Consider the following 25,037-nt stretch of genomic DNA (forward strand, 5'->3'; position numbering starts at 1 on the left):
AGAGCAAAAAAATCGTGATCGATGCGGTTATGCCCAGCGACGCCAAGCAAAAGGGAACTGCAGATAAGAATTTTTTACATTCGCGTTTTGTCAGGCGGATGACGGCTCGAGGCTGACCCACCAGGGCAACCGCCGGTTGATGCGCAGCGGCAAGGTACTGGCCAGAGCCTCGAGAATCCGCTCCGTATCAGCCAGCGGATAGGCGCCGACCACCCGCAGGCCGGCGATGCGCGGATCGCAACCGAGATAGCCCTGACGATAGCGCGCCAGCTCGGCGACGAACTCGTCCAGACGCAGATCATCGGCCAGTAGGACGCCGCTGCTCCATGCCTGACGACCCGGCTGAACGGGCCGACCAGGCCTGATTTGCAGAGCATCGAACGCCACCTGCTGGCCTTGCAGGACGGTATGAACACCACTGCGCCCGGCGGGCCTGATATCGATGGCGCCCTCGAACACGCTGAGCTGAGTGCTGCCGTCGCGCTGCAGCACCGAAAACCTCGCAGCGCTGCGTGCCTGAAGTTCGCCTTCGGATGTGCGTAACAGCAGCGGGCGCCGTTCGGCAGAGGCCTGCAGCAACGCTTCGCCACGATACAGCGACAGCTGCCGAGCCTGATCGTTGAACGCGACAGCCAATGCGCTATCGGTGTTCAACCACAGCCGCGAGCCATCATCCAGGCGCCAGTCGCGCACCTCCCCCACCGCCGTACGGCGGTCCGCCGCCCAGCTACGCCATGGCAGCGCACCGCCGGCGAACGCCAGCAAGGCGCCGCCGCATAGAATCGAAAGGGTCTTGAGTGCGTGCCGCCGAGTCGGCTCGCGACGTTGCAGCAGAACCGTCGCTGCGGAGCCGAACGGGTCGCTCGTCAACGGCTGCAACCGTCCGCTGATCTGTTCCACCCGCTGCCAAGCCTTGGCGTGCTCGGGTATGGCGACCCAAGCGCGCCAGGCCTGGCGATCAGACTCGCTGACCGCATCGGATTGCAGCACCGCGAACCACTGGGCTGCGGCTTGCAGTACCTGATAATCGAGGGTCATGGCGCGTCGTCGAGCAGAGTCAGGCAGTGCAGCATGGCCTGCGCCATGTATTTCTTGACCATGCGTTCGGAGACGCCAAGCTCGGCGGCGATCGCCGCGTAGGTCATCCCCTGCAACTGGGAAAACAGGAACGCACGGCGAGCCTTATCCGGCAGCCGCGCCAGCATCGCGTCGACTTGCAGCAAGGTTTCGATGACCAGCGCGTGGGATTCGGGTGACGGCGCGTATGACTCCGGCTGCGAGGCGAGCGCGTCCAGATAGGCCTGCTCGATTTGCCTGCGGCGCCAGTGATTGATCAACAGGCCTCTGGCGACGGTATGCAGGAAGGCTCGCGGTTCACGAATCGCTTCGAGGCTGTGATCTTTGGTCAGGACACGTACGAAGGTGTCTTGCGCCAGGTCCGCTGCCTTCTGGCTGCAGCCGAGCTGACGGCGTAGCCAGCCGTTCAGCCAGCCCTGATGATCGACATAGAGTCGATGTACCAACTGTTGCCGGACCATCCCCTGGGTTGCCATGGCTGCTGCCCTTTGCCGTCGAGATCGTAATGCTAACGCTTCTCAACTTCACAAGCTACGGCAGTATATGTACTGCCGACGTGGGCACGTTCGAGACGAACCCTGCCACAGGAGGAAAGCAAGTGTTTCACGTGGAACGCCCATGAATCCTCAGGGAGCAACCCACTCGCCATCACTGGCCTGCTCGCAGGCCGGCTGAAGGAAGCGCGCATCGCTGGCGATGCCGTAATAGTGAATGTCCTGTCGATAGGGCATGTTGGACACCTGGGCGTTGCGACAGACGCCAAAGGCGCCGCCGGGACACTGCTCAACGAAGCTGACCTCGACCTGCTGCCCTTTGAGTTCAGGCTGACAAAATCCGGAGCGGAACAACTCGGCCGGAATATTACGGTTCTGCTGACAGACCTTCACCTCGATGCGCTCGTCCTGGCTGTGGATGACGCAGCCCTGGGCCGACGCCTGGCCAGCGACACCTAGCGATAGCAGCAGACAACACAATAAACGCATCGATTATCCCTTCATCTGACTGCGGCGACTCTAGCACGCAGGCCCCATGGCCGCTTCCAATCCATCCGCCGAATGAGCACCATGGCGCCCATGCTGACTCAAATACCTACTCACGTAATCTGCGGCCCCCTCGGCGCCGGCAAGACCAGCTTGATCCGATCGCTGCTGGCGCAGAAACCCGCGTCCGAGCGCTGGGCAGTGTTGATCAACGAGTTCGGTCAGATCGGCCTCGACGCAGCACTGCTGAGCACCGATGAAGCGGGCATCAGTCTCGCGGAAGTCTCCGGCGGCTGCCTGTGCTGCGTCAACGGCGTGCCCTTTCAGGTCGGCCTGAGCCGATTGCTACGCAAAGCCAAACCGGATCGGCTGCTTATCGAACCTTCCGGGCTGGGCCACCCGACTGAGCTGCTCACTCAACTCGGCGCGCCGCCATGGCAGGATGCTCTGGCGCTGCAGCCCTGCCTGGCGGTGCTCGACGCCGCCGCCCTTGCGCGTGACGAGCCCTTGCCACGCAGCGTGCAACAAGCGATTCAGCGCAGTGGCCTATTGCTGCTGAATAAAAGCGAGGCGCTGGATCAGGCAGATCGCCAGCGCATCATGGCGGGGCTGCCCTCATTGCCATTGCTCTGGACGACCCAGGGCGAATTTCCGATTACAGCGCTACCGGGTATCGACCAGCGAGCCGGCCCCCGAGCCGACAGCCCGCTTCCTCTATCCGCCTCTGCGGCACCCGTCGGCGATGTCTGGCTGTATCCGCAACAGCCGGTCTGCCAAAGCCAGGCAAGCGCAGACGGCTGGAGCATCGGTTGGCGTTGGCATTCAAGTCAGCGTTTCGATCTGCAGCGTATCGAGCGGTGGCTCGGTAGCCTGGATTGGCGCCGGGCGAAAATGGTGCTCCATAGCCCCGATGGCTGGCGCTCGGCCAATGCCTTGGCCGGCGAGCGGCTGCTATTCAAGCCCAGCGAATGGCGAAAGGATTCACGCCTCGAATTGATTTTCAACGGACCCGCAGACGAAGCGCTTCTGAAAGCAGCAATGGCCGCCTGCCGCCTTTGATCGAGAGATCAGTCATCGCGACGCCAATCGTCCATTTGAATCACCCGCCCCGAATCCGGCGGGGCCTTGAAGGGATGCGCTTGCATCTCGATCGGACCCGGTCGCGGACCGAACATGATGATACTGCCTTGATGCCGCTGCTCGCCCGTCACGGTGAATTCGAAGCCGTAGACGCGCGCAAAGCGGCGTTGTCCGCGCGCGTCGCGCACAAAACCAAGGCGGCGAAACGCGACGTTGCCATCGAGCAGATCGACATCCATCTTTTCGCAATGGCGGCGCACCGCTGCCAGCGCACGCTCGCGTATGCCATGGGAATGCCAGAGCCAGGCGGCCGCTGTCATCAACAGGAGGAAAACGCACAGATTGCCAAGCGTCACCATGACCTTGGCGTCTCCTTGCGCCTGAACACGCGACTCAACTCTCCAGCCAAACGTCGCGCACCCAGTGCCACACGGTTTCCCAGCTTTCATCGGTGAGTTCATGCGCGTCACCATCGAACAGCATGACTTCGCCTTCCAGATCGATCACGTAGTAGTCGGGGCCGTCCTGACAGATCGGCAACAAGTCCCGAGCCACGCCGGCATCCCATGCGTTCGCGGCCACTTCCGGTAGGTAGGTATGCGATTGCGGATCGACGGCGGTCACCGGCTCGAGCCGGCCATAGACGACGTCGCTGACCGTTAGCAGAAATTCGCGCAGGCCGAACGGCAAATTGATCAGCAGCTCTTCTTCGATTTCAACTAAGCGGTCGTCGTCTGGCAGTTCCAACGGAACCGGTACCGGCTCGTTAAGTTCACGCAGCTGTTCAATTACCTCTTCCATGCCGTCCCCGTTCGTGAAGTTCGCGTTCAAAGACGAGTTATACAAGCCCGAACGCACACGAGCCAGCCCCGCGCCAACAACAATCGTCGCCATCATCTGAGCGCTGAGCAGCAGCGCGCGCTCGCCTACGAAGAACCGCGGTTATGGTTGGATACGGAGGCGGCCGGATCATGGCCATCGGTGCGCGCCGATGCGTCCTTCTCGCCCGAATCGGTCGCGATCTGAAAGGGCCAGCCGGCGTTTGCCTGAAGCCCCACCACTCCAGTAGATTGGCCGGCTTTTCGGCCCGACCCTGGTGCCCCGGATATTTGCCATGTCCCGTTCCGACGCTTCCGCTCTACCCGCTTCCGTCTACCGTCAGCCCGGTTTTCTGCCGTTTCTGATCAGTCGAGTGCTGGCCATGTTCGCCGTGCAGATTCTGGCCGTGGTGGTGGCTTGGCAGGTGTACGAAATGACTCGCGATCCGCTGTCGCTGGCCTATGTCGGCCTGGCTCAGTTCGTGCCCATGCTGTTGCTGCTGATGCCTGCGGGAGATCTGATCGACCGTTACGACCGCAAGCGCATCCTGATGCTCAGCTGGGGGCTGGAGGCGCTGTGTGCGGCGGCCTTGCTGTGGTTGTCGCTCAGTGGCGGGGCAATCATCGGCTTCTACATTGTGCTGGTGTTCTACGGCTGCGCCCGGGCGTTCACCGGGCCGGCGCTGTCCAGCCTGCTACCGCAAATCGTGCCGCGTGAAAAACTGGCTGCGGCAATTGCCGCCAACAGCATGATCGTGCGCGGGTCGACCATTGCCGGGCCGGTGTTCGGTGGTGGCCTTTATGCGCTGGGCGGTGGCGGGCTTACTTATGCGGCGTGTCTACTGTTCTTCCTGGCCGGGATCCTGCTGCTGCGCTGGGTGCCGGTTCGCTATGCCGAAGCGATGCAGGCGCTTGAAACCACGGCCTGGGCGCGCTTCACCGCCGGCATCGGTTTCATCCGCTCGCGGCCAATCATCCTCGGCACCATTTCTCTCGACCTGTTTGCCGTGCTGCTAGGCGGCGTGGTGGCGCTGCTACCGATCTATGCCCAGGAGGTGCTGGAAGTCGGCCCCACCGGCCTCGGTCTGCTACGCAGCGCCATGGCCCTCGGTGAGGTGGCGGTGGGACTGTATATCAGCGTACGGCCGTTCAATCGTCACGTAGGGCTGGTCATGTTCGCGGCGGTCGCGCTATTCGGCCTGGCCAATCTGGTATTCGCGCTGTCGAGCCTGTTCTGGCTGTCCTTCGCCGCGCTGATGGTGGCCGGCGGTGCGGACATGGTGAGCATGTATATCCGCTCCTCGCTGATCCAGTTCTCCACACCGGATGCCATGCGCGGTCGGGTCAACGCGGTGAACATGCTGTTCATCGGCTCATCCAACGAGCTCGGCGAATTCCGCGCCGGCACCAGCGCCGCCTGGTTTGGCGCGGTGCCGGCGGCGCTGCTGGGCTGTGCCTGCACCCTGACGGTTACGGGCGGTTGGCTACTGGGCTTCCGGAGTCTGCGCCAGGTCGATCGCTTCGAGGACGCCGCGCCGCAAGCACCGTCGCGCACGGCCTCAGCGAAATAGACGTCAGCTTTCCGCAGCTTCCGGCAGTCTGGCGATGACCTTAATTTCGAACTGAAAGCCGTAGAGCCAGGTCACGCCGACGGCTGTCAGGGTCGGGTGGGGCGCGCTGCCCCAATAGTCCGGCACGACTTTCCAGATCGTGTCGAATTGCGCTTCGGGATCGACGATGAACAGGGTCACATCGATCACGTCATCGAAGGTGCAGTCCGCCGCCTTGAGGATGGCATTCAAATTCTCGAACGCGAGCCTGACCTGAGTTTCCAGCTCAGGCTCGGGCGAACCGTCCTCGCGGCTGCCAACCTGCCCGGAAACGAACAGCAGTCCATTGGATCGGATTGCCGGCGAATAGCGGTTTCGCTCGTAGAGCGCCTGGCGTGCGGGTGGGAAAACTACGTCGCGCTGTGTCATGGAATCTCCTATTGGGGTCGAACCGCCCCGTCATTCAGGGAGACCTGAATCTAGGCGCGCCGTCGCGCGGGATAAACAGGCAAGTCCGGTCATCATTGTTTGTAGAATCCAAACAATTCCTGGAACGGTGGAGCCAAGATGGACCGCTTCGATGCGATGCAGGCATTCGCCCGCGTGGTGGAAACCGGTAGTTTCACCAAGGCCGCCGAGACCCTCGGCACGAGCAGAACCAGCGTGACGCAACTGGTGCAGCAGCTGGAGGCGCGGTTGCGCGTGCGGCTGCTCAACCGCACCACACGCAAGGTCGGGGTCACCGCCGACGGTGCCGTCTATTACGAGCATGTGCTGCGCCTGCTGGCCGATCTGGACGACGCCGAGACGAGCCTGTCCGGCGCCTCGGCATCGCCGCGCGGCAGGCTGCGGGTGGACGTGCCCAGTCCCTTCGCCCGGCTGATTCTGATACCCGCACTGCCAGCGTTCTATGCGCGATACCCCGACATTCAGCTGGACCTGGGCGTAAGTGATCGCACAGTGGACCTGATCGGCGAAAACGTAGATTGCGTCATGCGCGGCGGCGAGCTCACCGATCAATCGCTGGTGGCCCGGCGCGTCGGCGAACTGCAACTCGGCGTGTACGCCGCGCCGGGCTACCTGGAACGCGCTGGCACGCCGCAGCATCCGCGGGAATTGGAAGACTCGCATCACCGCATCGTGGGATTCGTCTGGGCACGTGCCGGCAAAGCCGCTCCGTACGCCATGCGCCGCGAGGGTGAGAGCATCAGCTTGCTCGGCCGCTATGCGTTATCGGTCGATGACGGCAACGCGTACCTCGCCGCTGGCCTGGCCGGCCTCGGCGTGCTCTGGCTGCCGCATTACATGTCAGCCGAGCACGTCGCGCGCGGTGAACTGGTACCGCTATTCGAGCGCTGGCGACTCGACTCCATGCCGATGTACATCGCCTTTCCGCCGAACCGGCACCTCAGTGCCAAGCTGCGCGTGTTCATCGATTGGATGGTTGAACTCATGGCAAAGCATTTCCCTGTCCGCAGCCGGCATATCTTGTGACCCTCGCTGTCAGACCATTACGAACACGACTCGCACGGCGGACTGCCAAGCATTCAAGAAGGAAAGGGCCTACATACCTATCCTCACATGCCCCTCAAAAGACTGGCTTTGGCTAGCTCAGCGCATTGGCGAGCCAGTTCGGTCGGGTTAAAGTGCCTGCCAAACTACACGCTCTGTTGTCGGATCCAAACCTGCCATCGCAATTACGGCGCTGTCACTGGCATTGAATAGCAATTCGCTTTGTGCCTGCCTGTCACTTCGGTCCGAACAGGACATGAACAAGGACCACAATGACCACTACCGAGGCCCACGACCTGCTTAAGGCCATCGACCGATGCGCCGATGAACCCATTCACATTCCCGGCAGCATCCAGCCACACGGTTTCCTTCTAGTAGTCGACGAGCCGCAGCTGCGAATACAGCAAGCCAGCAAGAACGTAGTGGAATGGCTGGGCCTCGAGGCATCGACATTGTTGGGCAAGCCGCTTTCCACACTGCTCAACATCGAGCGGATCGATGCTGGCCTGGCGGCGCTGACCGAAGATGATCAGAACCCTTTCCACCTGAGCGACGTAAGCTTCAGCCTCAACGGCGCTGGGGAGTCTGTGTTCGCGGTGATGGCGCACCGCCGCAAGGGCCAGCTGATCCTGGAGTTCGAGCGAGCCGGCGATCCCCTTGATGCCTATAACTCGCTCTACCCACTGATGCGTACCTTCGTCGTGCAGCTGGAAGAGACCCGCGAGCTGGAAAGCCTTTGCCAACTCGCCGTCAAAGAGGTCAAGCGCATCACCGGCTTCGGTCGGGTCAAGGCTTACCGGTTCGATGCCAATGACAATGGCCTGGTACTGGCCGAAGCGGCTGACCCTGGCTATGCGCAGTATCTAGGACTGTGCTTTCCGGCATCCGATATCCCGCCTCAGGCCCGTCTGCTTTACCAAGAAAACCTGATTCGGGTCATCCAGGACGCCAATTACCAGCCTTCGCCGCTGGTGCCGGCACTGAACCCCTCAACCGGCGAGCCTTTGGACCTGAGTTTCGCGGCGCTACGAAGCGTGTCACCGGTGCATCTGCAGTACATGCGCAACATGGGCACGCTGGCCTCGATGTCAATCTCCATCGTGATCCGCGGGCGGCTCTGGGGCCTGATCTCCTGCCACAATGCACAGCCGCGCCACGTCAGTTACCAGACCCGAACATCATGCGAGTTGCTCGGGCGCATCCTGGCGTTGCAGATCGAGGCACGGGAAGTCGAAACCCTGGCGCAGCGCAAGCTTGAACTGCGTCAACAGATTGTACGCCTCCTGTCAGCGATGGCCGACCACGACAGCGTAGTGGACGGCTTTCGCCAGTTGCCGGATGTGGCGCTCGACTTTGCCGGCGCCCATGGCGCGGCGATTATCTCCGCGGAAACCTGCGAAACCATTGGCGAAACCCCCGACCACGAACAAATCTTGCAGTTGGCCAAATGGCTGGGCGCACAGCGCGACCGGCTGATCTACCACAGCGACTGCGTATCCCTCGATATTCCCGATTTGCCAGAACTGGCCGAGTATTGCGCTGGTGTCATGGCGATCTCTATCTCCCGCCTGCATGCACACTACCTGATCTGGTTCCGCCATGAGCAGATCAAGACCGTCGATTGGGCCGGACGACCGGAGAAAAGAGTCGATCTCGAGAGTGGTGCGCTCAGCCCGCGCCATAGTTTCGAACGATGGCGGGAAACCCTGCGGGGTTACGCGACTCCCTGGGAACGGGACGAAATCGAAGGCGCACTTGAACTGCGCAACGCGGTGCTCGGCATCGTGCTGCGCAAGGCTGAAGAAATGGCCCAACTAGCCGGCGAGCTGCGTGCCAGCAACAAGGAACTTGAGTCGTTTTCGTACAGCGTGTCTCACGACCTGCGGGCGCCGCTGCGGCATATCGCCGGGTACACCGAGTTGCTCAGCGAACTGGAAGGCAGTCGTCTAAGCGAGCGGGGGCTACGCTTTCTGGACAACATTTCGGATGCGGCCAGTTTTGCCGGCACCCTGGTCGACAATCTGCTGACCTTTTCGCAAATGGGCCGCTCCGCATTGCGCATGTCTGATGTGGATCTCGGTGCGCTGGTTGCGTCGATCCGGGAGGAACTCACCCCCGACTGCGAAGGCCGACAGATCGAATGGCATTTGCTGCCGATGCCAATCGTAGTGGCCGATGCGGCTTTCCTCCATATGGCGCTGCGCAACCTGTTAGGAAACGCCGTGAAATACACCCGCACGCGCGAGCGGACAGTGATCGAGGTCGGCGCTGAGCAACGCCACGGAGAGGTGATTGTTTACGTCCGTGACAACGGCGTGGGCTTCGACATGCAATACGCCGGCAAGCTATTCGGTGTTTTTCAACGCCTGCATCGAATGGAGGAGTTCGAAGGCACCGGTATCGGCCTGGCGAGCGTGCGCCGCATCATCGAGCGCCACGACGGCCGTGTCTGGGCGGAAGGTGAACTAGACAAGGGCGCTACCTTCTTTTTTTCGCTTCCTAAATTGACCTATACATCTCTGGACCGAGACACGCGATGCTGAAACCGATACTGCTGATAGAGGACAACCCCCACGACCTGGAGCTGACACTGATTGCGCTGGAGCGCAGCCAGTTGGCGAACGACGTGGTGATCATGCGCGATGGCGCCGAAGCGCTGAGTTATTTGCAGCGCACCGGAAGCTATGCCGGACGGGCCGATGGCAACCCCGCGGTACTGTTGTTGGATCTCAAGCTGCCGAAGGTCGACGGTCTGGAAGTACTCAAGATAGTGCGCGAAACGCCTGAGCTACGTAGCATCCCAGTGGTCATGCTGACTTCATCACGGGAAGAACCCGATCTGCTCAGGGCCTATGAGCTCGGCGTGAACGCATACGTGGTGAAGCCGGTCGAATTCAAGGATTTCGTCGCCGCGATCTCCGACCTCGGTCTCTTCTGGGCCGTTCTCAACGAGCCGCCACCCGGTTCCCTGCGGCTCAAACGTGGTTTTAACGACGAACAGAACTGAACGACCTGCCGCCGCAGAAGACCGGCGTGCTGCCTCGAATCCTGCCTTCCTCGACCGGGTAAAAATGCCAACGCCAAAGAACATTAGCGTCCTGTTCATCGAGGATAGTCCGCACGATGCCGAACTGGCCCAACTGTCGCTGGAGCGCAGCGGCTACGTCCTGGCGCATGCCGAGCGGGTTTATGACCAAGCGGGGGTAGTCGAGGCGCTGCAGCGGCGCGAATTCGACGTGATACTTGCGGATTTCATCCTGCCGGGCTATTCCGGCAGCCAGGCATTGCAGGACGCGCGCAGGCTGGCCCCGCAAATACCTTTCATATTCATTTCAGGCGTATTCGGCGAAGAAAATGCAGTCAACATGATGCGTTCCGGCGCCGTTGACTATGTGCTCAAGCAGAACCTGGGTTTTCTACCGAAAGCCGTCGAGCGGGCGCTGAGCGAGGTCAACGAGCGCCGTCGCCGCCTGCAGGCCGAGCAGGCGCTGCGGGAAGTGGAAGTACGCGCCCGTCTGGCCATCGATGCTTCGCGCCTAGGCATGTGGGACTACGAGCCGCAAAGCGGAACCCTGATATGGGACGAGCGTTGCCGCGCCATGTTCGGCCTCTCGGCCAACGTCCCAGTAGACATGACGCTCTTCGAACAGCTCTGCCATCCAGACGATCGCGAGGCCATGCGCATTCAGATCGAACGGGCCATCACCCTGGAAAATGATCGCGAGTACTGCGCCAAGTACCGTGTGCTCCTTGAGGACAGAAGCATTCGCTGGATGGAAACCCGGGGTCAGGCCTTCTTCGAAGCGGGCGTCTGCACGCGCTTCGTCGGTGTGGTGATGGATATCACCGAGCAGCAATTGGCGACCCAGACCCTCAAGCGCATGAACGAAACTCTGGGCGAGCGCGTAGAGCAGCGAACCCGGGAACGCGACCGCACCTGGGAACTGTCGCGCGATCTGCTGGCGGTCACGCAGCTGGATATGATGCCGATCGCACTGAACCCGATCTGGGAAGACACTCTCGGCTGGCCCCTCGACCAGCTGATGCGCAATTCCCTGATGGAGCTGGTTCACCCCGACGACCTTCAAGAGTCGCTGGAGGAAACCACCCGGATCGGTCTTGGCAAGGTCGCCAACCGCTTCGTCAACCGACTACGCCATCGCGACGGCAGCTATCGCTGGCTGTCATGGTCCGCGGTAGCCGAAGACGGCCGCGTCTATTCGGCCGCACGGGACATCACCAGCGAAATCGCGACCATCGACAGACTGGCCGAAGCCAACCGCGAACTGCTTGCACAGATCCAGGAACGCGAGCGCGTCGAGGCCACGCTGCAGCAGATGCAGCGGCTCGAAGCCGTCGGCCAGCTGACCGCTGGCGTCGCCCATGATTTCAACAATTTGCTGACGGTGATCCTGACCAGCGCCAGCTTTCTAAAGAACGATCTGGAAAGTGGCGCACCGGCCGAGCGCTGCCTGCGCCGCTTGGAATACATCCGCAATTCCGGCGAACGCGGTGCCACATTGACCAGCCAGCTGCTCGCCTTTGCCCGGCGTCAGCAACTGGCTCCCACGGCTGTGAACCTCAACGACACCCTTGTTAGCCTGCTGAGCCTGCTCAAGAGCACCCTCGGCGGTAACGTGAGCATTGTGACCGATACGCAAGCCAACCTCTGGCATGCCTTGGTGGACCCTACACAGATCGAGATGATCATCCTCAATCTCGCGATCAATGCCCGCGATGCCATGGGCGACAGCGGCCAGCTCACCCTTGGCACCCGTAATGTGGTCATTGACCAGCCAGCCTTGCGCGCCGAAGACCCCGGCCCGGGCGAATACGTGGTGCTGTCCGTGGCCGACACGGGGGAAGGCATGAGCGAAGAGGTTTTGAGCAAAGCCTTCGAACCCTTCTTCACCACCAAGGAAGTGGGCAAGGGGTCCGGCCTCGGACTGGCACAAGTGTTCGGTTTCGCTAAGCAGTCCGGCGGCGGTGCCCGTATCCAAAGTCAACCCGGTGTCGGCACTACGGTGATGGTATTCCTGCCACGAACCGCGGCAACGCAGGAGACGCAACCACTGATGCCAACGAGCATGGCCTCGATTGAAAGCAACAGCCGCCACAGCATCCTCCTGGCAGATGACGATCCCAGCGTTCGCGAAGTGACGGCCCAGATTCTGCGTAATCTGGGCTTCGCAGTAACCGAGGCCGATAGCGGCAAACATGCGTTGCAACTACTGGCCGAAGGCATTGATGTCGACCTGCTGTTGGCTGACTTCGCGATGCCGGGCATGAACGGCGGTGAACTGGCGCGGACAGTGCGGGCGCGTAATCCGGAACTGCCGGTGGTCATCGTTACCGGCTATGCGGAACTGAGCGAGCGTGGTCTGGCGGGCTTCCCAATCATCCAGAAGCCGTTTCGCGAGGAGCAGCTGGCGCACGGTATTGAGCTGGCGCTGCAAAAAGGCAATCTGATCGATGTCTGAGCTGCGAGCCCGTCTCAGGAACGCAACCGCTCCTCTGCACGCACGTGTCGAGGCTGCCTATGCCGGCTTTGACTTCGAACGGCAGGACGGCTACTTCCATTTCCTTCGGGCCCACAGCCGGGTCTTGGGCGCCGTGGAAGTCGCGCTGGAACAGGCTGGCATCGTTCGGCTGCTTGATGATTGGCCCGCACGGGCGCGACGTCACACGTTATTGGCGGACCTCAGCGAGCTGGATACCCCGGTGCCGACCGCACTACCACCACCACTATTGCCGGATGAAGCCAGCTGCTGGGGCGCCGCCTATGTGCTTGAAGGTTCGCGTCTCGGCGGAACCATTCTGGCGCGGCGGCGGCGTCAGATCGATCCAGCAGCGCCGGTTAGCTACCTGGAGCATGGTGACGTCGCCAAGCTCTGGCCAACCTTCCTCGCGCGCCTTGAAACCGCCAGTTCCTGCGCATGGGCGCCGATGCTTGCCGCTGCCGAGGCGACATTTACACTTTTCATGGCCGGCGCAGCACTCGAACAGGCGGGCACTGGTGAGAACAAGAAAGGCCCTTGAGGGCCTTTCTGTGGTTCAGGCGTACAACTACCTTTCTTGCGTCAATACCGAATTGTCACTCCACCGTCACCGACTTTGCCAAGTTACGCGGCTGGTCGACATCGGTTCCACGCAATACGGCCACGTAGTACGACAGCAGCTGCAACGGCAGCGTATAGAGAATCGGCGCCAGCACGTCATGGATATGGGGCATGCTGACAATGAAGATGCCCTCGCCATTCTCAATACCGGCTTCCCGGTCGGCGAAGACGATCAGCTCGCCACCGCGTGCACGCACTTCCTGCAGGTTCGATTTGAGCTTTTCCAGCAGCTCGTTGTTCGGCGCCACGGTCACCACCGGCATATCGGCGTCGACCAGTGCTAATGGCCCGTGCTTGAGCTCGCCCGCCGGGTAAGCCTCGGCGTGAATGTAGGAGATTTCCTTGAGCTTGAGCGCGCCCTCCATCGCCACCGGATACTGCGCCCCACGGCCAAGGAACAGCGTGTGGTGCTTTTCGGCGAAGTGCTCGGAGATCTTCTCCACTGTGGTATCCATCGCCAGCGCTTCGCCCAGACGCGTCGGCAGGCGGCGCAGTTCATCGACCAGCTCCGCTTCCAGAGCCGGTGCGAGGGTGCCGCGTACCTGCCCCAGCGACAGGGTTAGTAGTAACAAGCCGACCAGCTGAGTAGTGAAGGCCTTGGTGGAGGCCACACCGATTTCCGGACCGGCCTGGGTCAGCAGGGTCAGATCGGATTCGCGTACCAGCGAGCTGATGCCCACGTTGCAGATCGCCAGACTGGCGAGGTAACGCCCCTCCTCGCCCGTGCGCGCCTTGGCGTTTCGCAGCGCCGCGAGCGAATCGGCGGTTTCGCCGGACTGAGAGATGGTGACGAACAGCGTGTCAGGCTGCACCACCACCTTGCGATAGCGGAACTCGCTGGCAACCTCGACCTGGCAGGGTATGCCAGCCAGTTCTTCCAGCCAGTAACGAGCAACCATACCGGCGTGATAACTGGTGCCGCAGGCGACGATCTGCACGTTGCGCACCTTGGCGAACAGCTCGGCCGCCTGCGGGCCGAAGGCCTGAACCAGCACCTGGCGATCACCCAGGCGGCCTTCCAGCGTGCGTTGCACAACCTTGGGCTGCTCGTGGATTTCCTTGAGCATGAAGTGGCGGTACTCGCCCTTGTCCGCCGCTTCCGCGCCTTCGTGGTACTGCACGCTTTCGCGCTCGACCGCCTGACCGGCGACATCCCAGATCTGCACGCTGTCGCGGCGGATCTCGGCGATATCGCCCTCTTCCAAGTACATGAAACGGTCGGTCACCTGGCGCAGGGCCAGCTGATCCGAGGCAAGGAAGTTTTCCCCCAGGCCCAGTCCGATCACCAGCGGACTGCCGCTACGGGCGGCGAGCAGACGATCAGGCTGTTTGGCGCTGACCACGGCCAGACCATAGGCGCCATGCAGCTCCTTCACAGCGGCCTTGAGCGCTACGGTGAGATCGCCGTATTCGTCGAGCTTGTGGTGCAGCAGGTGCACGATGACTTCGGTATCGGTGTCGGAAACGAAGGCGTAACCCAGTGCTTTCAGTTGCTGGCGCAGGGCTTCGTGGTTTTCGATGATGCCGTTGTGCACCACCGCCAGGTCTTCGCCGGAAAAGTGCGGATGCGCGTTGCGCTCGCAAGGCGCGCCATGAGTGGCCCAGCGCGTGTGGGCGATGCCCAGGCGACCGGTAAGCTGTTCCTGCTGTTGCGCCTGTTCCAGCTCGGCGACCTTGCCGGAGCGGCGCAAGCGATGCAGTTGGCCGCTTGCATCCAGCACGGCCACACCGGCGCTGTCATAGCCTCGGTACTCGAGACGCTTGAGGCCTTCGAGCAAAATTGCGGTGATGTTGCGTTCAGCGACGGCGCCAACGATGCCACACATGGTCAGGTCTCCTGATGGGTTCCGATGGCTGCGCAGATCAGCTTGATGCCGCGAGCCTGGATGCTTGAACGCGCCTCGGCGGTGAGGCGGTCGTCCGTTATGAGGGTGTGGATGTCGCCCCAGGGCAACTCCAGATTGGGAATGCGACGGCCGATCTTGTCGGATTCGGCAAGCACTATGACTTCTCGCGCCACTTCAGCCATGACACGCGACAGGCCGAGTAATTCGTTGAATGTGGTGGTGCCGCGCTGCAGGTCGATACCATCGGCACCAATGAACAGCTGATCGAAATCGTAGGAGCGCAGCACCTGTTCCGCCACCTGCCCCTGGAAGGATTCAGAATGCGGGTCCCAGGTGCCGCCCGTCATCAGCAGGGTCGGTTCGTGCTCTAGCTCGCGCAGGGCATTGACCACGCTCAGAGAATTGGTCATCACCAGCAGGCCGTGCTTGCGGCCCAGTTCCGGAATCATCGCGGCGGTCGTGGTGCCGCTATCAATGATGATGCGCGCGTGCTCGCGAATGCAGCCGACGGCGGCTCGGGCGATGGCCTGCTTCCAAGGGGAAATCGGCTGTGCACTGTCGCCGATGAGTTCCTGCGGTAAGGGCACAGCGCCACCGTAACGGCGCAATAACAGGCCGTTCTTTTCCAGTGCGGCAAGGTCCTTGCGGATGGTGACTTCGGAGGTCTCGAAACGTCTGGACAGCTCATCGACGCTCACCTCGCCCTGCTCGTTGAGCAAGGCAAGAATGGCGTGGCGTCGTTGCGGCGTGTTGCGTTTCGACATGCTTAAGTTTCGATTCGAAAGAAAAGTGCGCGAATCAAAACCTAAAGCAGCGGCTCCGTCAACACCTAGGCATCAAACCCTGAAGTAGCTCATCAAGCTCTGCTGATGGTTGGCCAGCTGATTCAATGCCTGGCTGACGCGAGCTGATTCGTCCGCCTGGCCAGACAGCGATTCGGTAACGTCGCGGATACCAGCCACGTTACGGTTGATTTCTTCGGCTACCGCACTTTGCTGCTCGGCTGCGCTGGCGATCTGCAGGTTCATGTCGGAAATCACCGCCACCGCGTCGCCGATCTTGCGCAGCGCAGCGACGGCATTGCCTACCTGATCGACACTGCCCTGCGCCTGAGCATGGCTGCCCTGCATCGCCGTGACCACGTCGCGGGTTCCGCTCTGCAGACGTTCGATGACCAGACGGATTTCTTCGATGGATTCCTGGGTGCGTCGAGCGAGGTTGCGAACTTCATCGGCCACCACGGCGAAACCACGCCCGGCCTCGCCTGCCCGTGCCGCCTCGATGGCGGCATTAAGCGCCAGCAAGTTGGTCTGCTCGGCGATCGCGCGAATCACTTCGAGCACCGAGCCGATCTGTTCGCTGCTAGCGGCCAGCGTTTCGACTTGTCCCATGGCATGGTTCAGTTCATCGGCGAGGCCGTCGATGCTACGCGTGGTGTGATCGATGACATCCAGCCCTTCGTGGGTTGCCTGATCGGCAGCGCGTGCAGCCTCCGCTGCTTGCGCAGCGTTGCGCGCGACATCCTGCGCCGTGGCGCTCATTTCATGCGATGCGGTCGCCACCTGTTCGACTTCGCGGAACTGTTGCTGCATGCCAGCGCTGGTCTGCGTGGCGATCGCAGCAGACTGGTCGGCGCTGCTGCGCGCATCCTGAACCGAGCGCTGTACATCGGCGATGGTTGGCTGCAGCTTGTCGAGAAAACGATTGAACCAGCCGGCCAGCTCGCCCAATTCATCCTCTCGGGCGTATTCCAGTCGTCGAGTGAGATCGCCCTCGCCACTGGCGATGTCCTTGAGCATCGCCGCGACCCCTTCGATAGGACGGGTCACGCCCCGAGCGGTCAGCCACATCAGTGCCAAGCCCAGCAACACCGCGACAAGGCCGATGGTTAGGGCGATCATGCTGTTCTCCCGACTCTGAGCCTGCAGCGTCTGCTCCAGGCGCGCTGCCGGAGCGAGCAGCACCTGACGTGGCACTTCCAGCAGAATCGCCCAGGGTTCGACTTCCGGCACTGGCTGTACGGGTTGCAGCACCCGCAGCATGTCGCCATCGTCGAGCAACGCCGGCTTACCGGCATCGACCACCCGGTCAATCGCCTCGCTCTGTGCACCGAACGCGGCGCTCAGTGGTTTGCCGAGCAGGCCAGCGTCGCGACTATGACCGGCCAGATAACCGGCGGGACTGATCACGCTCAGATGACCTTCGCCCTGATAAAGAACCTGTTGCGCCTCCTGACTGAGTTGTTGCAGCGAAGCCAGGCTGATATCAACGCCGACGACACCAATGACCTTGTCATTTTCGATCAAGGGAAAGGCGACGCTGGTCATCAGCAGCGGCTTCCCTTCCACCTCGTCGAAATAGGGCTCGAGTACACAGACCCTGGCGCTGTCGCGCGGGCAACTGTACCAGGCGTTATAGGGTGCGCCCGTGATGCTGGATGAGGTATCGGCGAGTTCCTCTTCGCTCATGGTCTCAGCACTGAGTTGGCCAGGCTTGCGCTGCGACCAGTACAGCGAAAATCGTCCGGTGTCGTTGCCGCCCATTTCGGCGTTATCTATGAACATGCCATCCCTGTCGTCCAGCGCGTCGGTCTCGAACACCACGTAAAGGCCGATCAGGTCAGGATTGGCTTCCAACGCCGTCTTGATCTGGTGGTGCAAATCCTCACGAAGCTCGAAGGCATTGGCCATCCGCTCGATGGCCTGCTCGCGCAGAGACAGCACCTGACGAACGAAACCCTTGCCGTACTGATAAGCATCGTTGAACTGTCGCTCGATGCGCAGAGCCTGCGCCAAGCCACGCGCTTGCAGATTGTTGCGCGCGGACTCTTCCAGCATGGCACCGCTCGATGCGCTGACCAGAACTGCGGCCTGACGCGATTGGTAGAGCGAAGCGCCGACCAACAGGCCGACAATAAGCAAAAGACAAAGGCCAGCCAGCAGAGTGAGCTTCCACTGGATGGACAGGCGGGTAAGGGCGGGCATCATCGCTTCCTCGTGACGTTATGCCCTTAAGGATCGACCAGACATCCCATCCCTTGAGTACCGCCTGTAAGAACACCGAAGCGCACCGAGCCCTGGGAGCGCGTCATCGCCCGTTATTTACGCGTTTTCTGCGGCCGTTGCCAGCCTTCGATCAATACCTGCCGAGCCCGCCCGAGTGCCAGGGTGCCGGCCGGTACATCGGCCGTGATCACCGAACCGGCGCCGGTGGTAGCGCCATCACCGAGGCTGACCGGAGCAACCAGCGAGCTGTTGGAGCCGATGAACACGTCCTCGCCCATCACCGTGCGGGACTTGTTGGCACCGTCATAGTTGCAAGTGATGGTCCCTGCGCCGATGTTGGTCCGCGCGCCGATTTCGGCGTCACCTAGATAGGCCAGGTGGCCGGCCTTGGCGCCCTCGCCTATGCGCGAATTCTTCACCTCGACGAAGTTGCCGACGTGCGCCTTGGCTCCCAGCACCGCACCGGGACGCAGGCGCGCGAATGGCCCGCAGTCGGCGCCCTCGCCCAGTTCGGCGCCTTCCAGATGACTGTTGGCCTTGATCACCGCACCACGGCGCAGCGTGCTGTCGCGAATAACGCAATTGGGCCCGATCTCCACACCATCCTCGATCACCACCCGGCCTTCGAGGATTACGTTCACGTCGATCAAGACATCGCGGCCGACACTCACTTCGCCACGCAGATCGAAGCGTGCCGGATCGCGTAGCGTAACTCCCTGCTCCATCAGACGACGCGCCGCACGCAGCTGATAGTGCCGCTCGAGCTCAGCCAATTGAATGCGATCGTTGGCACCCTGTACTTCCATCGCATCCTGCGGCTGCTCGGTAGCGACCGTCAGCCCATCGGCGACGGCCATGGCGATCACATCGGTCAGATAGTATTCGCCCTGTGCATTGCTGTTGGACAGCCGCCCCAGCCAGTCACCCAGTCGCTCACTCGGCACCGCCAGAATGCCGGTGTTGCCTTCCGCTATGAGCTTTTGTTCGGGCGAAGCGTCCTTATGTTCGACGATCGCCTGGACCACGCCCTGGCCGTCGCGCACGATCCGGCCGTAACCGGTCGGGTCGTTCAGGTTTACCGTCAGCAAAGCAAGCTGCTGCGGGCCGACCTTGTGCAGGAGTCGGTCGAGCGTCGCCGCTTCGATCAGCGGCACGTCGCCATAAAGGATCAGCACTCGCTCGGCCGTGAGCTCAGGAAGTGCCTGCGCAACAGCATGTCCTGTTCCCAACTGCTCGGTCTGGACCACGAAATTCAGATCGTCCGCGGCCAGGCGCTCACGCACCTGCTCGGCGCCGTGGCCAATCACCACGTGGATGGCTTTGGGCTCGAGCCCTCGGGCGGTCTCGATCACATGCCCCAGCATGGACTGACCGGCAACCGGGTGAAGTACCTTGGGTAGAGCGGAGCGCATGCGCGTGCCCTGACCGGCAGCGAGAATGACGATATCGAGTGACATGGCAGATCCTGAATCGTGACCCTGGGGCCGACGCAAAAGAGGTTTTTACGAAAAACGGAAAAGAAAAAGGGTAGCCAAGGCTACCCTTTTACTCGCGCACGATGAAGCAGTCAGCGGATCAACCGCGGCCGTACTTCTTGCGCATCGCCTCGATGGTCCGCAGCTGCGCGGCAGCTTCAGCCAGACGAGCAGCAGCCGAGCCGTAATCGAACTCAGCACCCTTCTCGTGCAGGGCCTTCTCGGCGGCCGTCACGGCAGCCTGCGCCGCCGCTTCGTCCAGATCCTTGGCGCGCGTAGCGGTATCGGCGAGCACCTTCACCATGTTCGGCTGAACTTCGATGAAGCCGCCGGAAATGTAGAAGATCTCTTCGGTGCCACCCTGCTTGATCACTCGCACCGGACCGGGCTTGAGATCGGTCAGCAGTGGAGCGTGGCCCGGCAGAATGCCCAGGTCACCCAGGTGACCATGAGCGACGACCATCTCTACCAGCCCCGAGAACAGCTCTTCTTCCGCACTGACGATGTCACAGTGGACTGTCATAGCCATACTTATGCCTCGGTAATCAGCTCGACCCGCGACGGGTGCCGCCGGTCGAGCTTATTGGCGCCCGCGAGCGGGCGCGCCAGTTACAGTTTCTTGGCCTTCTCGATGGCTTCGTCGATGCCGCCAACCATGTAGAACGCCTGCTCCGGCAGGTGATCGTAATCACCGTTGAGAATGCCGGCGAAGCCACGGATGGTTTCTTTCAGCGAGACGTACTTGCCAGGCGAACCGGTGAAGACCTCGGCCACGAAGAACGGCTGGGACAGGAAGCGCTGGATCTTACGAGCACGGGATACCAGCTGCTTGTCGGCTTCGGACAGTTCGTCCATGCCCAGGATCGCGATGATGTCCTTCAGTTCTTTGTAGCGCTGCAGCACGTACTGAACGCCGCGAGCAGTGTCGTAGTGCTCCTGGCCGATCACGTTGGCATCCAGCTGACGCGACGTGGAATCGAGCGGATCGACCGCTGGGTAGATACCCAGGGAAGCGATGTCGCGCGACAGAACCACAGTAGCGTCGAGGTGGGCGAAGGTGGTCGCCGGGGACGGGTCGGTCAGGTCGTCCGCAGGTACGTAAACGGCCTGAACGGAGGTGATCGAACCGTTCTTGGTGGAGGTGATGCGCTCCTGCAGAACGCCCATTTCCTCGGCCAGCGTCGGCTGATAACCCACCGCAGACGGCATACGACCCAGCAGCGCGGATACTTCGGTACCGGCCAGGGTGTAACGGTAGATGTTGTCGACGAACAGCAGAACGTCCTTGCCTTCGTCACGGAACTTCTCGGCCATGGTCAGGCCGGTCAGTGCTACACGCAGACGGTTTCCTGGTGGCTCGTTCATCTGGCCGTAGACCAGCGCAACCTTGTCCAGAACGTTGGAGTCCTTCATCTCGTGATAGAAGTCGTTACCTTCACGAGTACGCTCACCCACGCCGGCGAACACGGAATAACCGCTGTGCTCCATGGCGATGTTACGAATCAGCTCCATCATGTTTACGGTCTTGCCGACACCGGCACCACCGAACAGACCGACCTTACCGCCTTTGGCGAACGGGCAGACCAGGTCGATAACCTTGATGCCTGTTTCCAGCAGCTCGTTGCCACCAGCCTGCTCGGCATAGCTCGGCGCCGCGCGGTGGATGCCCCAGCGCTCTTCTTCACCGATCGGACCGGCTTCGTCGATGGGGTTGCCCAGCACATCCATGATCCGGCCCAGGGTGGCAGTGCCCACCGGTACGGAAATCGCAGCGCCAGTGTTGCTGACATCCAGACCGCGCTTGAGGCCCTCGGTCGAACCCATGGCGATGGTACGGACAATGCCGTCGCCCAGCTGCTGCTGGACTTCCAGGGTGGTTTCGGCGCCAGTCACTTTCAGCGCGTCATAGATGTTCGGTACCAGATCGCGCGGAAATTCCACGTCGATAACGGCGCCGATGATTTGAACGATACGTCCGCTACTCATGTTTGGTTCCTCTGAATATTTGAACCGTTCTTAAACCGCGGCAGCGCCGCCGACGATTTCCGAAATTTCTTGCGTGATCGCAGCCTGACGGGCCTTGTTGTAGACCAGTTGCAGGTCGCTGATCAGCTCACCGGCGTTGTCGGTTGCGTTCTTCATGGCGATCATCCGGGCTGCCTGTTCGGCGGCGCCGTTCTCGACCACGGCCTGATAGACCTGGGACTCGACGTAGCGAACCAGCAAGGCATCCAGCAGAAGCCGGGCATCGGGTTCGTACAGATAGTCCCACTGACCTTTCGGCGCGGTCTGATCGTCACTGGCCGCCAACGGCAGCAACTGAGCTACGGTCGGCTTCTGCGTCATGGTGTTGATGAACTTGTTCGACACCAGGAAGAGACGGTCCAGACGGCCCTGATCGAAGGCATCCAGCATGACCTTGACGCTGCCGATCAGATCGTTGATCGACGGCTCTTCACCAAGCCCGTTGACTGCCGCGACCACGTTGCCGCCGAAGCTGCGGAAAAAGCTCGCGCCCTTGTTACCGATCACGCAGAGGTCGGCCTCGACATTGCTGTCGTGCCATTCCTTCATGTGCTTGACCAGCACCTTGAACAGGTTGGTGTTCAAGCCGCCGCACAGGCCGCGATCGGACGACACGACGATATAGCCGACACGCTTGACCGGGCGCTCTACCATGAACGGGTGGCGGTACTCCGGGTTGGTATTGGCCAGATGACCGATTACCTGCTGGATCCGCTCCGCATAAGGACGGCTGGCAGCCATGCGCATCTGTGCCTTGCGCATCTTGCTGACCGCCACCTTTTCCATGGCGCTGGTGATCTTCTGCGTGCTTTTGATGCTCGCAATCTTGCTGCGAATCTCTTTTGCGCCTGCCATTTGACACCTATCGGGTTAGCAGGCGGGAACCTTGCGGCTCCCGCTGCGGCTTACCAGGATTGGGTGGCCTTGAACGACTCGATGCCGGCCTTGATGCCTGCGTCGATTTCGTCGTTGAAGTCGCCCTTCACGTTGATCTTGTCCAGCAGAGCAGCGTGCTCATGACGGAAATAGGCGATCAACGCCTGCTCGAAGGCACCAACCTTGGCGACTTCGATATCCTGCAGATAGCCACGCTCGGCCGCATACAGAGACACCGCCATGTCGGCGATGGACATCGGCGCGTACTGCTTCTGCTTCATCAGCTCAGTGACACGCTGACCATGCTCGAGCTGCTTGCGGGTCGCTTCGTCCAGGTCGGACGCGAACTGGGCGAATGCCGCCAGTTCACGATACTGAGCCAGCGCGGTACGGATGCCGCCGGACAGCTTCTTGATGATCTTGGTCTGAGCGGCACCACCTACACGGGATACCGAGATACCGGCGTTGACGGCCGGACGGATACCCGCGTTGAACATCGACGACTCGAGGAAGATCTGACCGTCGGTGATCGAAATCACGTTGGTCGGAACGAACGCGGATACGTCACCGGCCTGGGTTTCGATGATCGGCAGAGCGGTCAGAGAACCGGTCTTGCCAGTCACGGCACCGTTGGTGAACTTCTCGACGTACTCCTCTGAAACGCGCGATGCACGCTCCAGCAGACGGCTGTGGAGATAGAACACATCGCCCGGGTAGGCTTCACGTCCCGGCGGACGACGCAGCAGCAGAGAGATCTGGCGATAGGCCACGGCCTGCTTGGACAGATCGTCATAAACGATCAGCGCGTCTTCACCGCGGTCACGGAAGTACTCGCCCATGGTGCAGCCAGCGTACGGAGCCAGGAACTGCAGCGCAGCGGATTCTGAAGCCGAAGCGGCAACGATGATGGTGTTGGCCAGCGCACCGTGCTGCTCAAGCTTGCGCACCACGTTGGCAATGGTCGATTGCTTCTGGCCGATCGCGACGTAGACGCACTTGATGCCGCTGTCGCGCTGGTTGATGATCGCGTCGATGGCCAGAGCGGTTTTACCGATCTGACGGTCACCGATGATCAGCTCGCGCTGACCGCGACCAACCGGGATCATCGCATCGACCGACTTGTAACCGGTCTGTACCGGCTGGTCGACCGACTTACGCCAAATTACGCCAGGGGCGACCTTTTCAACCGCGTCAGTTGCCTGCGCGTTGACCGGACCCTTGCCGTCAACCGGGTTGCCCAGTGCGTCGACGACGCGCCCCAGCAGTTCCGGACCTACCGGAACTTCCAGTACGCGACCGGTGCACTTGGCGCTCATGCCTTCGGTCAGGCTCTGGTAGCTGCCCAGTACAACGGCACCTACGGAGTCCTGCTCCAGGTTCAGGGCCATACCGAAGACGCCGCCAGGGAATTCGATCATTTCCCCGTACATCACGTCGGCAAGGCCGTAAATGCGAACGATACCGTCGGAAACGCTGACGACGGTGCCTTCGTTACGCGCTTGAGCAGACACATCGGAACTACCGATGCGCTGCTTTATGATTTCACTAATCTCGGAAGGATTCAGTTGCTGCATGCCACGACCCTCAAATCAGGATTTCAACGATTCGGCCAACTGGCTCAGTTTGCCGCGGACCGAACCATCGACAACCACATCGCCGGCGCGGATGACAACGCCGCCGATCAGCGCAGGGTTCACGACCTGCTGGGGGTTGACGGTACGATCTAGCCGCTTCGACAAGGCGGCAGCCAAGGTTTGGAGTTGCGCAGGGGTCAGCTCGAAAGCTGTCTGCACTTCAACGTCGAGTGTCTTTTCGGCCTCAGCCTTGAGTTCCTCGAACAGCTCCCGGATGGTCGGCAACACGTCCAGGCGATCATTGTCACCAAGCGTGGAGACGAAGTTACGGAAGGCTTCATCGATGTCGCTACCGAGCAGCTGAACCAGCGTCTTGACCTTGTTTTCACTGGTCAGACGAGGATTCTTCAGCAGTTCGGCAACGTCGGGAACTTCAACGGCGACCGCAGCCAGGCTCAACATGCCCGACCACGCCTCGATCCGGCCAGCCGCGCTGGCGAACTCGAACGCGGCCTTGGCGTATGGCCGAGCAAGCGTCTGGGTATTGATCATCGCTTGCCTCGCTTAGAGTTGGGAGGCCAGTTTTTCGACCAGATCGTTGTGCGCCTTGGCGTCCACCTGGGACTCCAGGATCTTCTCCGCACCCATCACGGCCAATACCGCTACCTGATTGCGCAGTTGCTCCTTGGCACGATTCACTTCCTGCTCGATTTCGGCGCGGGCGCCGGCTACCAGTCGCTCACCTTCGGTGCGCGCCTGTTGCTTGGCTTCCTCAACGATGGCATTGGCCTGCTTGTTGGCCTGCTCAAGAATCTGGGCAGCTTGCCCCTTGGTCTCGCGGAGGGTGTTGGAAACCTTTTCCTGAGCCAATTTTAGGTCTTGCTGCGCACGGCCTGCGGCGTCCAGCCCTTCGGCAATTTTCTTCTGGCGTTCCTGCATGGCCTTGGTGATAGGCGGCCATACGAACTTCATGCAGAACCAGACGAAAATAGCGAAAGCGAACGTTTGACCGAACAGCGTCAAGTTAATGTTCACAGCGATATACCTCGTGCTATCTCGTTCGACGCGGTTGTCAATTCCACGGCAACGGGGCTCGCGG

The 25,037-nt window shown here is 61.3% G+C and carries 23 protein-coding genes; 7 read left to right on the forward strand and 16 right to left on the reverse strand.

The features are described from left to right. Positions 1–90: 90 nt before the first annotated feature. From NA645_RS11780 to NA645_RS11790, 3 genes are all read right to left on the reverse strand, one after another. A complete protein-coding gene (locus NA645_RS11780; RefSeq protein WP_256048974.1) occupies positions 91–1,038 on the reverse strand; it encodes a FecR domain-containing protein in 948 nt (315 codons plus the stop codon). Beyond that, the gene (locus NA645_RS11785) at positions 1,035–1,553 is read right to left on the reverse strand and encodes a sigma-70 family RNA polymerase sigma factor (protein WP_256048975.1); all 519 of its coding nucleotides are present in this window, start codon (positions 1,551–1,553) and stop codon (positions 1,035–1,037) included. The genes NA645_RS11780 and NA645_RS11785 overlap by 4 nt, the downstream gene beginning before the upstream one ends. 150 nt (positions 1,554–1,703) lie before the next feature. Further along, positions 1,704–2,060, reverse strand: coding sequence for an NADH:ubiquinone oxidoreductase (locus tag NA645_RS11790; protein WP_256048976.1), 357 nt, complete (start codon positions 2,058–2,060; stop codon positions 1,704–1,706). Positions 2,061–2,150: 90 nt separating this feature from the next. Between NA645_RS11790 and NA645_RS11795 the strand changes: the two genes are divergently transcribed. Next, on the forward strand, positions 2,151–3,116 hold the full coding sequence (locus NA645_RS11795) for a CobW family GTP-binding protein (protein WP_256049009.1): 966 nt from the start codon (positions 2,151–2,153) through the stop codon (positions 3,114–3,116). Between the two features lie 8 nt (positions 3,117–3,124). Here the strand turns inward: NA645_RS11795 and NA645_RS11800 are convergent, their stop codons facing one another. Next, positions 3,125–3,496 (reverse strand): DUF3301 domain-containing protein, encoded by a 372-nt coding sequence (locus tag NA645_RS11800; RefSeq protein ID WP_256048977.1) that lies wholly within the window; start codon positions 3,494–3,496, stop codon positions 3,125–3,127. Between the two features lie 34 nt (positions 3,497–3,530). Beyond that, positions 3,531–3,938, reverse strand: a complete 408-nt coding sequence (locus NA645_RS11805; protein WP_256048978.1) for an SMI1/KNR4 family protein — start codon at positions 3,936–3,938, stop codon at positions 3,531–3,533. 313 nt (positions 3,939–4,251) lie between these two features. Between NA645_RS11805 and NA645_RS11810 the strand changes: the two genes are divergently transcribed. Beyond that, on the forward strand, positions 4,252–5,526 hold the full coding sequence (locus NA645_RS11810) for an MFS transporter (RefSeq protein ID WP_256048979.1): 1,275 nt from the start codon (positions 4,252–4,254) through the stop codon (positions 5,524–5,526). A gap of 3 nt (positions 5,527–5,529) precedes the next feature. On the opposite strand, the gene NA645_RS11815 is transcribed toward NA645_RS11810, so the two are convergent. Beyond that, positions 5,530–5,934: a RidA family protein gene (locus NA645_RS11815; protein ID WP_256048980.1), complete on the reverse strand. Its 405-nt coding sequence runs from the start codon at positions 5,932–5,934 to the stop codon at positions 5,530–5,532. A gap of 138 nt (positions 5,935–6,072) precedes the next feature. Between NA645_RS11815 and NA645_RS11820 the strand changes: the two genes are divergently transcribed. The 5 genes from NA645_RS11820 (at position 6,073) to NA645_RS11840 (ending at position 13,056) form a co-directional block, all read left to right on the forward strand. Next, positions 6,073–6,999 carry a LysR family transcriptional regulator gene (locus NA645_RS11820; RefSeq protein WP_256048981.1) on the forward strand — a complete coding sequence of 309 codons (927 nt, stop codon included), beginning with the start codon at positions 6,073–6,075 and terminating at the stop codon, positions 6,997–6,999. 290 nt (positions 7,000–7,289) lie between these two features. After that, the gene (locus NA645_RS11825; RefSeq protein ID WP_256048982.1) at positions 7,290–9,560 is read left to right on the forward strand and encodes an ATP-binding protein; all 2,271 of its coding nucleotides are present in this window, start codon (positions 7,290–7,292) and stop codon (positions 9,558–9,560) included. Further along, positions 9,554–10,024, forward strand: a complete 471-nt coding sequence (locus NA645_RS11830) for a response regulator (RefSeq protein WP_256048983.1) — start codon at positions 9,554–9,556, stop codon at positions 10,022–10,024. Before NA645_RS11825 ends, NA645_RS11830 begins: the two co-directional genes overlap by 7 nt. 64 nt (positions 10,025–10,088) lie before the next feature. Beyond that, positions 10,089–12,497 (forward strand): response regulator, encoded by a 2,409-nt coding sequence (locus tag NA645_RS11835; RefSeq protein ID WP_256048984.1) that lies wholly within the window; start codon positions 10,089–10,091, stop codon positions 12,495–12,497. After that, entirely contained in the window at positions 12,490–13,056 is a 567-nt protein-coding gene (locus NA645_RS11840) for a biliverdin-producing heme oxygenase (RefSeq protein ID WP_256048985.1), read from the forward strand. The genes NA645_RS11835 and NA645_RS11840 overlap by 8 nt, the downstream gene beginning before the upstream one ends. A gap of 55 nt (positions 13,057–13,111) precedes the next feature. Here the strand turns inward: NA645_RS11840 and glmS are convergent, their stop codons facing one another. The 10 genes from glmS to NA645_RS11890 form a co-directional block, all read right to left on the reverse strand. Then, entirely contained in the window at positions 13,112–14,962 is a 1,851-nt protein-coding gene (gene glmS / locus NA645_RS11845; protein WP_256048986.1) for a glutamine--fructose-6-phosphate transaminase (isomerizing), read from the reverse strand. 2 nt (positions 14,963–14,964) lie between these two features. After that, positions 14,965–15,747: a DeoR/GlpR family DNA-binding transcription regulator gene (locus NA645_RS11850; protein WP_058065464.1), complete on the reverse strand. Its 783-nt coding sequence runs from the start codon at positions 15,745–15,747 to the stop codon at positions 14,965–14,967. A gap of 72 nt (positions 15,748–15,819) precedes the next feature. Further along, positions 15,820–17,967: a methyl-accepting chemotaxis protein gene (locus NA645_RS11855; protein WP_256048987.1), complete on the reverse strand. Its 2,148-nt coding sequence runs from the start codon at positions 17,965–17,967 to the stop codon at positions 15,820–15,822. A 113-nt stretch (positions 17,968–18,080) separates the two neighbouring features. Further along, positions 18,081–19,445, reverse strand: a complete 1,365-nt coding sequence (gene glmU, locus NA645_RS11860; RefSeq protein WP_256048988.1) for a bifunctional UDP-N-acetylglucosamine diphosphorylase/glucosamine-1-phosphate N-acetyltransferase GlmU — start codon at positions 19,443–19,445, stop codon at positions 18,081–18,083. Positions 19,446–19,563: 118 nt separating this feature from the next. After that, positions 19,564–19,992 carry a F0F1 ATP synthase subunit epsilon gene (locus NA645_RS11865; protein WP_131649134.1) on the reverse strand — a complete coding sequence of 143 codons (429 nt, stop codon included), beginning with the start codon at positions 19,990–19,992 and terminating at the stop codon, positions 19,564–19,566. Between the two features lie 80 nt (positions 19,993–20,072). After that, positions 20,073–21,449 (reverse strand): F0F1 ATP synthase subunit beta, encoded by a 1,377-nt coding sequence (atpD, locus tag NA645_RS11870; RefSeq protein ID WP_256048989.1) that lies wholly within the window; start codon positions 21,447–21,449, stop codon positions 20,073–20,075. 30 nt (positions 21,450–21,479) lie between these two features. Further along, positions 21,480–22,343, reverse strand: coding sequence for a F0F1 ATP synthase subunit gamma (gene atpG / locus NA645_RS11875; RefSeq protein WP_256048990.1), 864 nt, complete (start codon positions 22,341–22,343; stop codon positions 21,480–21,482). A 50-nt stretch (positions 22,344–22,393) separates the two neighbouring features. Then, positions 22,394–23,938 (reverse strand): F0F1 ATP synthase subunit alpha, encoded by a 1,545-nt coding sequence (gene atpA / locus NA645_RS11880; RefSeq protein ID WP_256048991.1) that lies wholly within the window; start codon positions 23,936–23,938, stop codon positions 22,394–22,396. Positions 23,939–23,953: 15 nt separating this feature from the next. Beyond that, positions 23,954–24,490, reverse strand: a complete 537-nt coding sequence (locus NA645_RS11885) for a F0F1 ATP synthase subunit delta (protein WP_197446129.1) — start codon at positions 24,488–24,490, stop codon at positions 23,954–23,956. A 12-nt stretch (positions 24,491–24,502) separates the two neighbouring features. Then, the gene (locus NA645_RS11890; protein ID WP_131649139.1) at positions 24,503–24,973 is read right to left on the reverse strand and encodes a F0F1 ATP synthase subunit B; all 471 of its coding nucleotides are present in this window, start codon (positions 24,971–24,973) and stop codon (positions 24,503–24,505) included. Between the last annotated feature and the right edge of the window lie 64 nt (positions 24,974–25,037).

The organism is Stutzerimonas stutzeri (assembly GCF_024448955.1).
GTDB classification, from domain to species: domain Bacteria; phylum Pseudomonadota; class Gammaproteobacteria; order Pseudomonadales; family Pseudomonadaceae; genus Stutzerimonas; species Stutzerimonas stutzeri_AQ.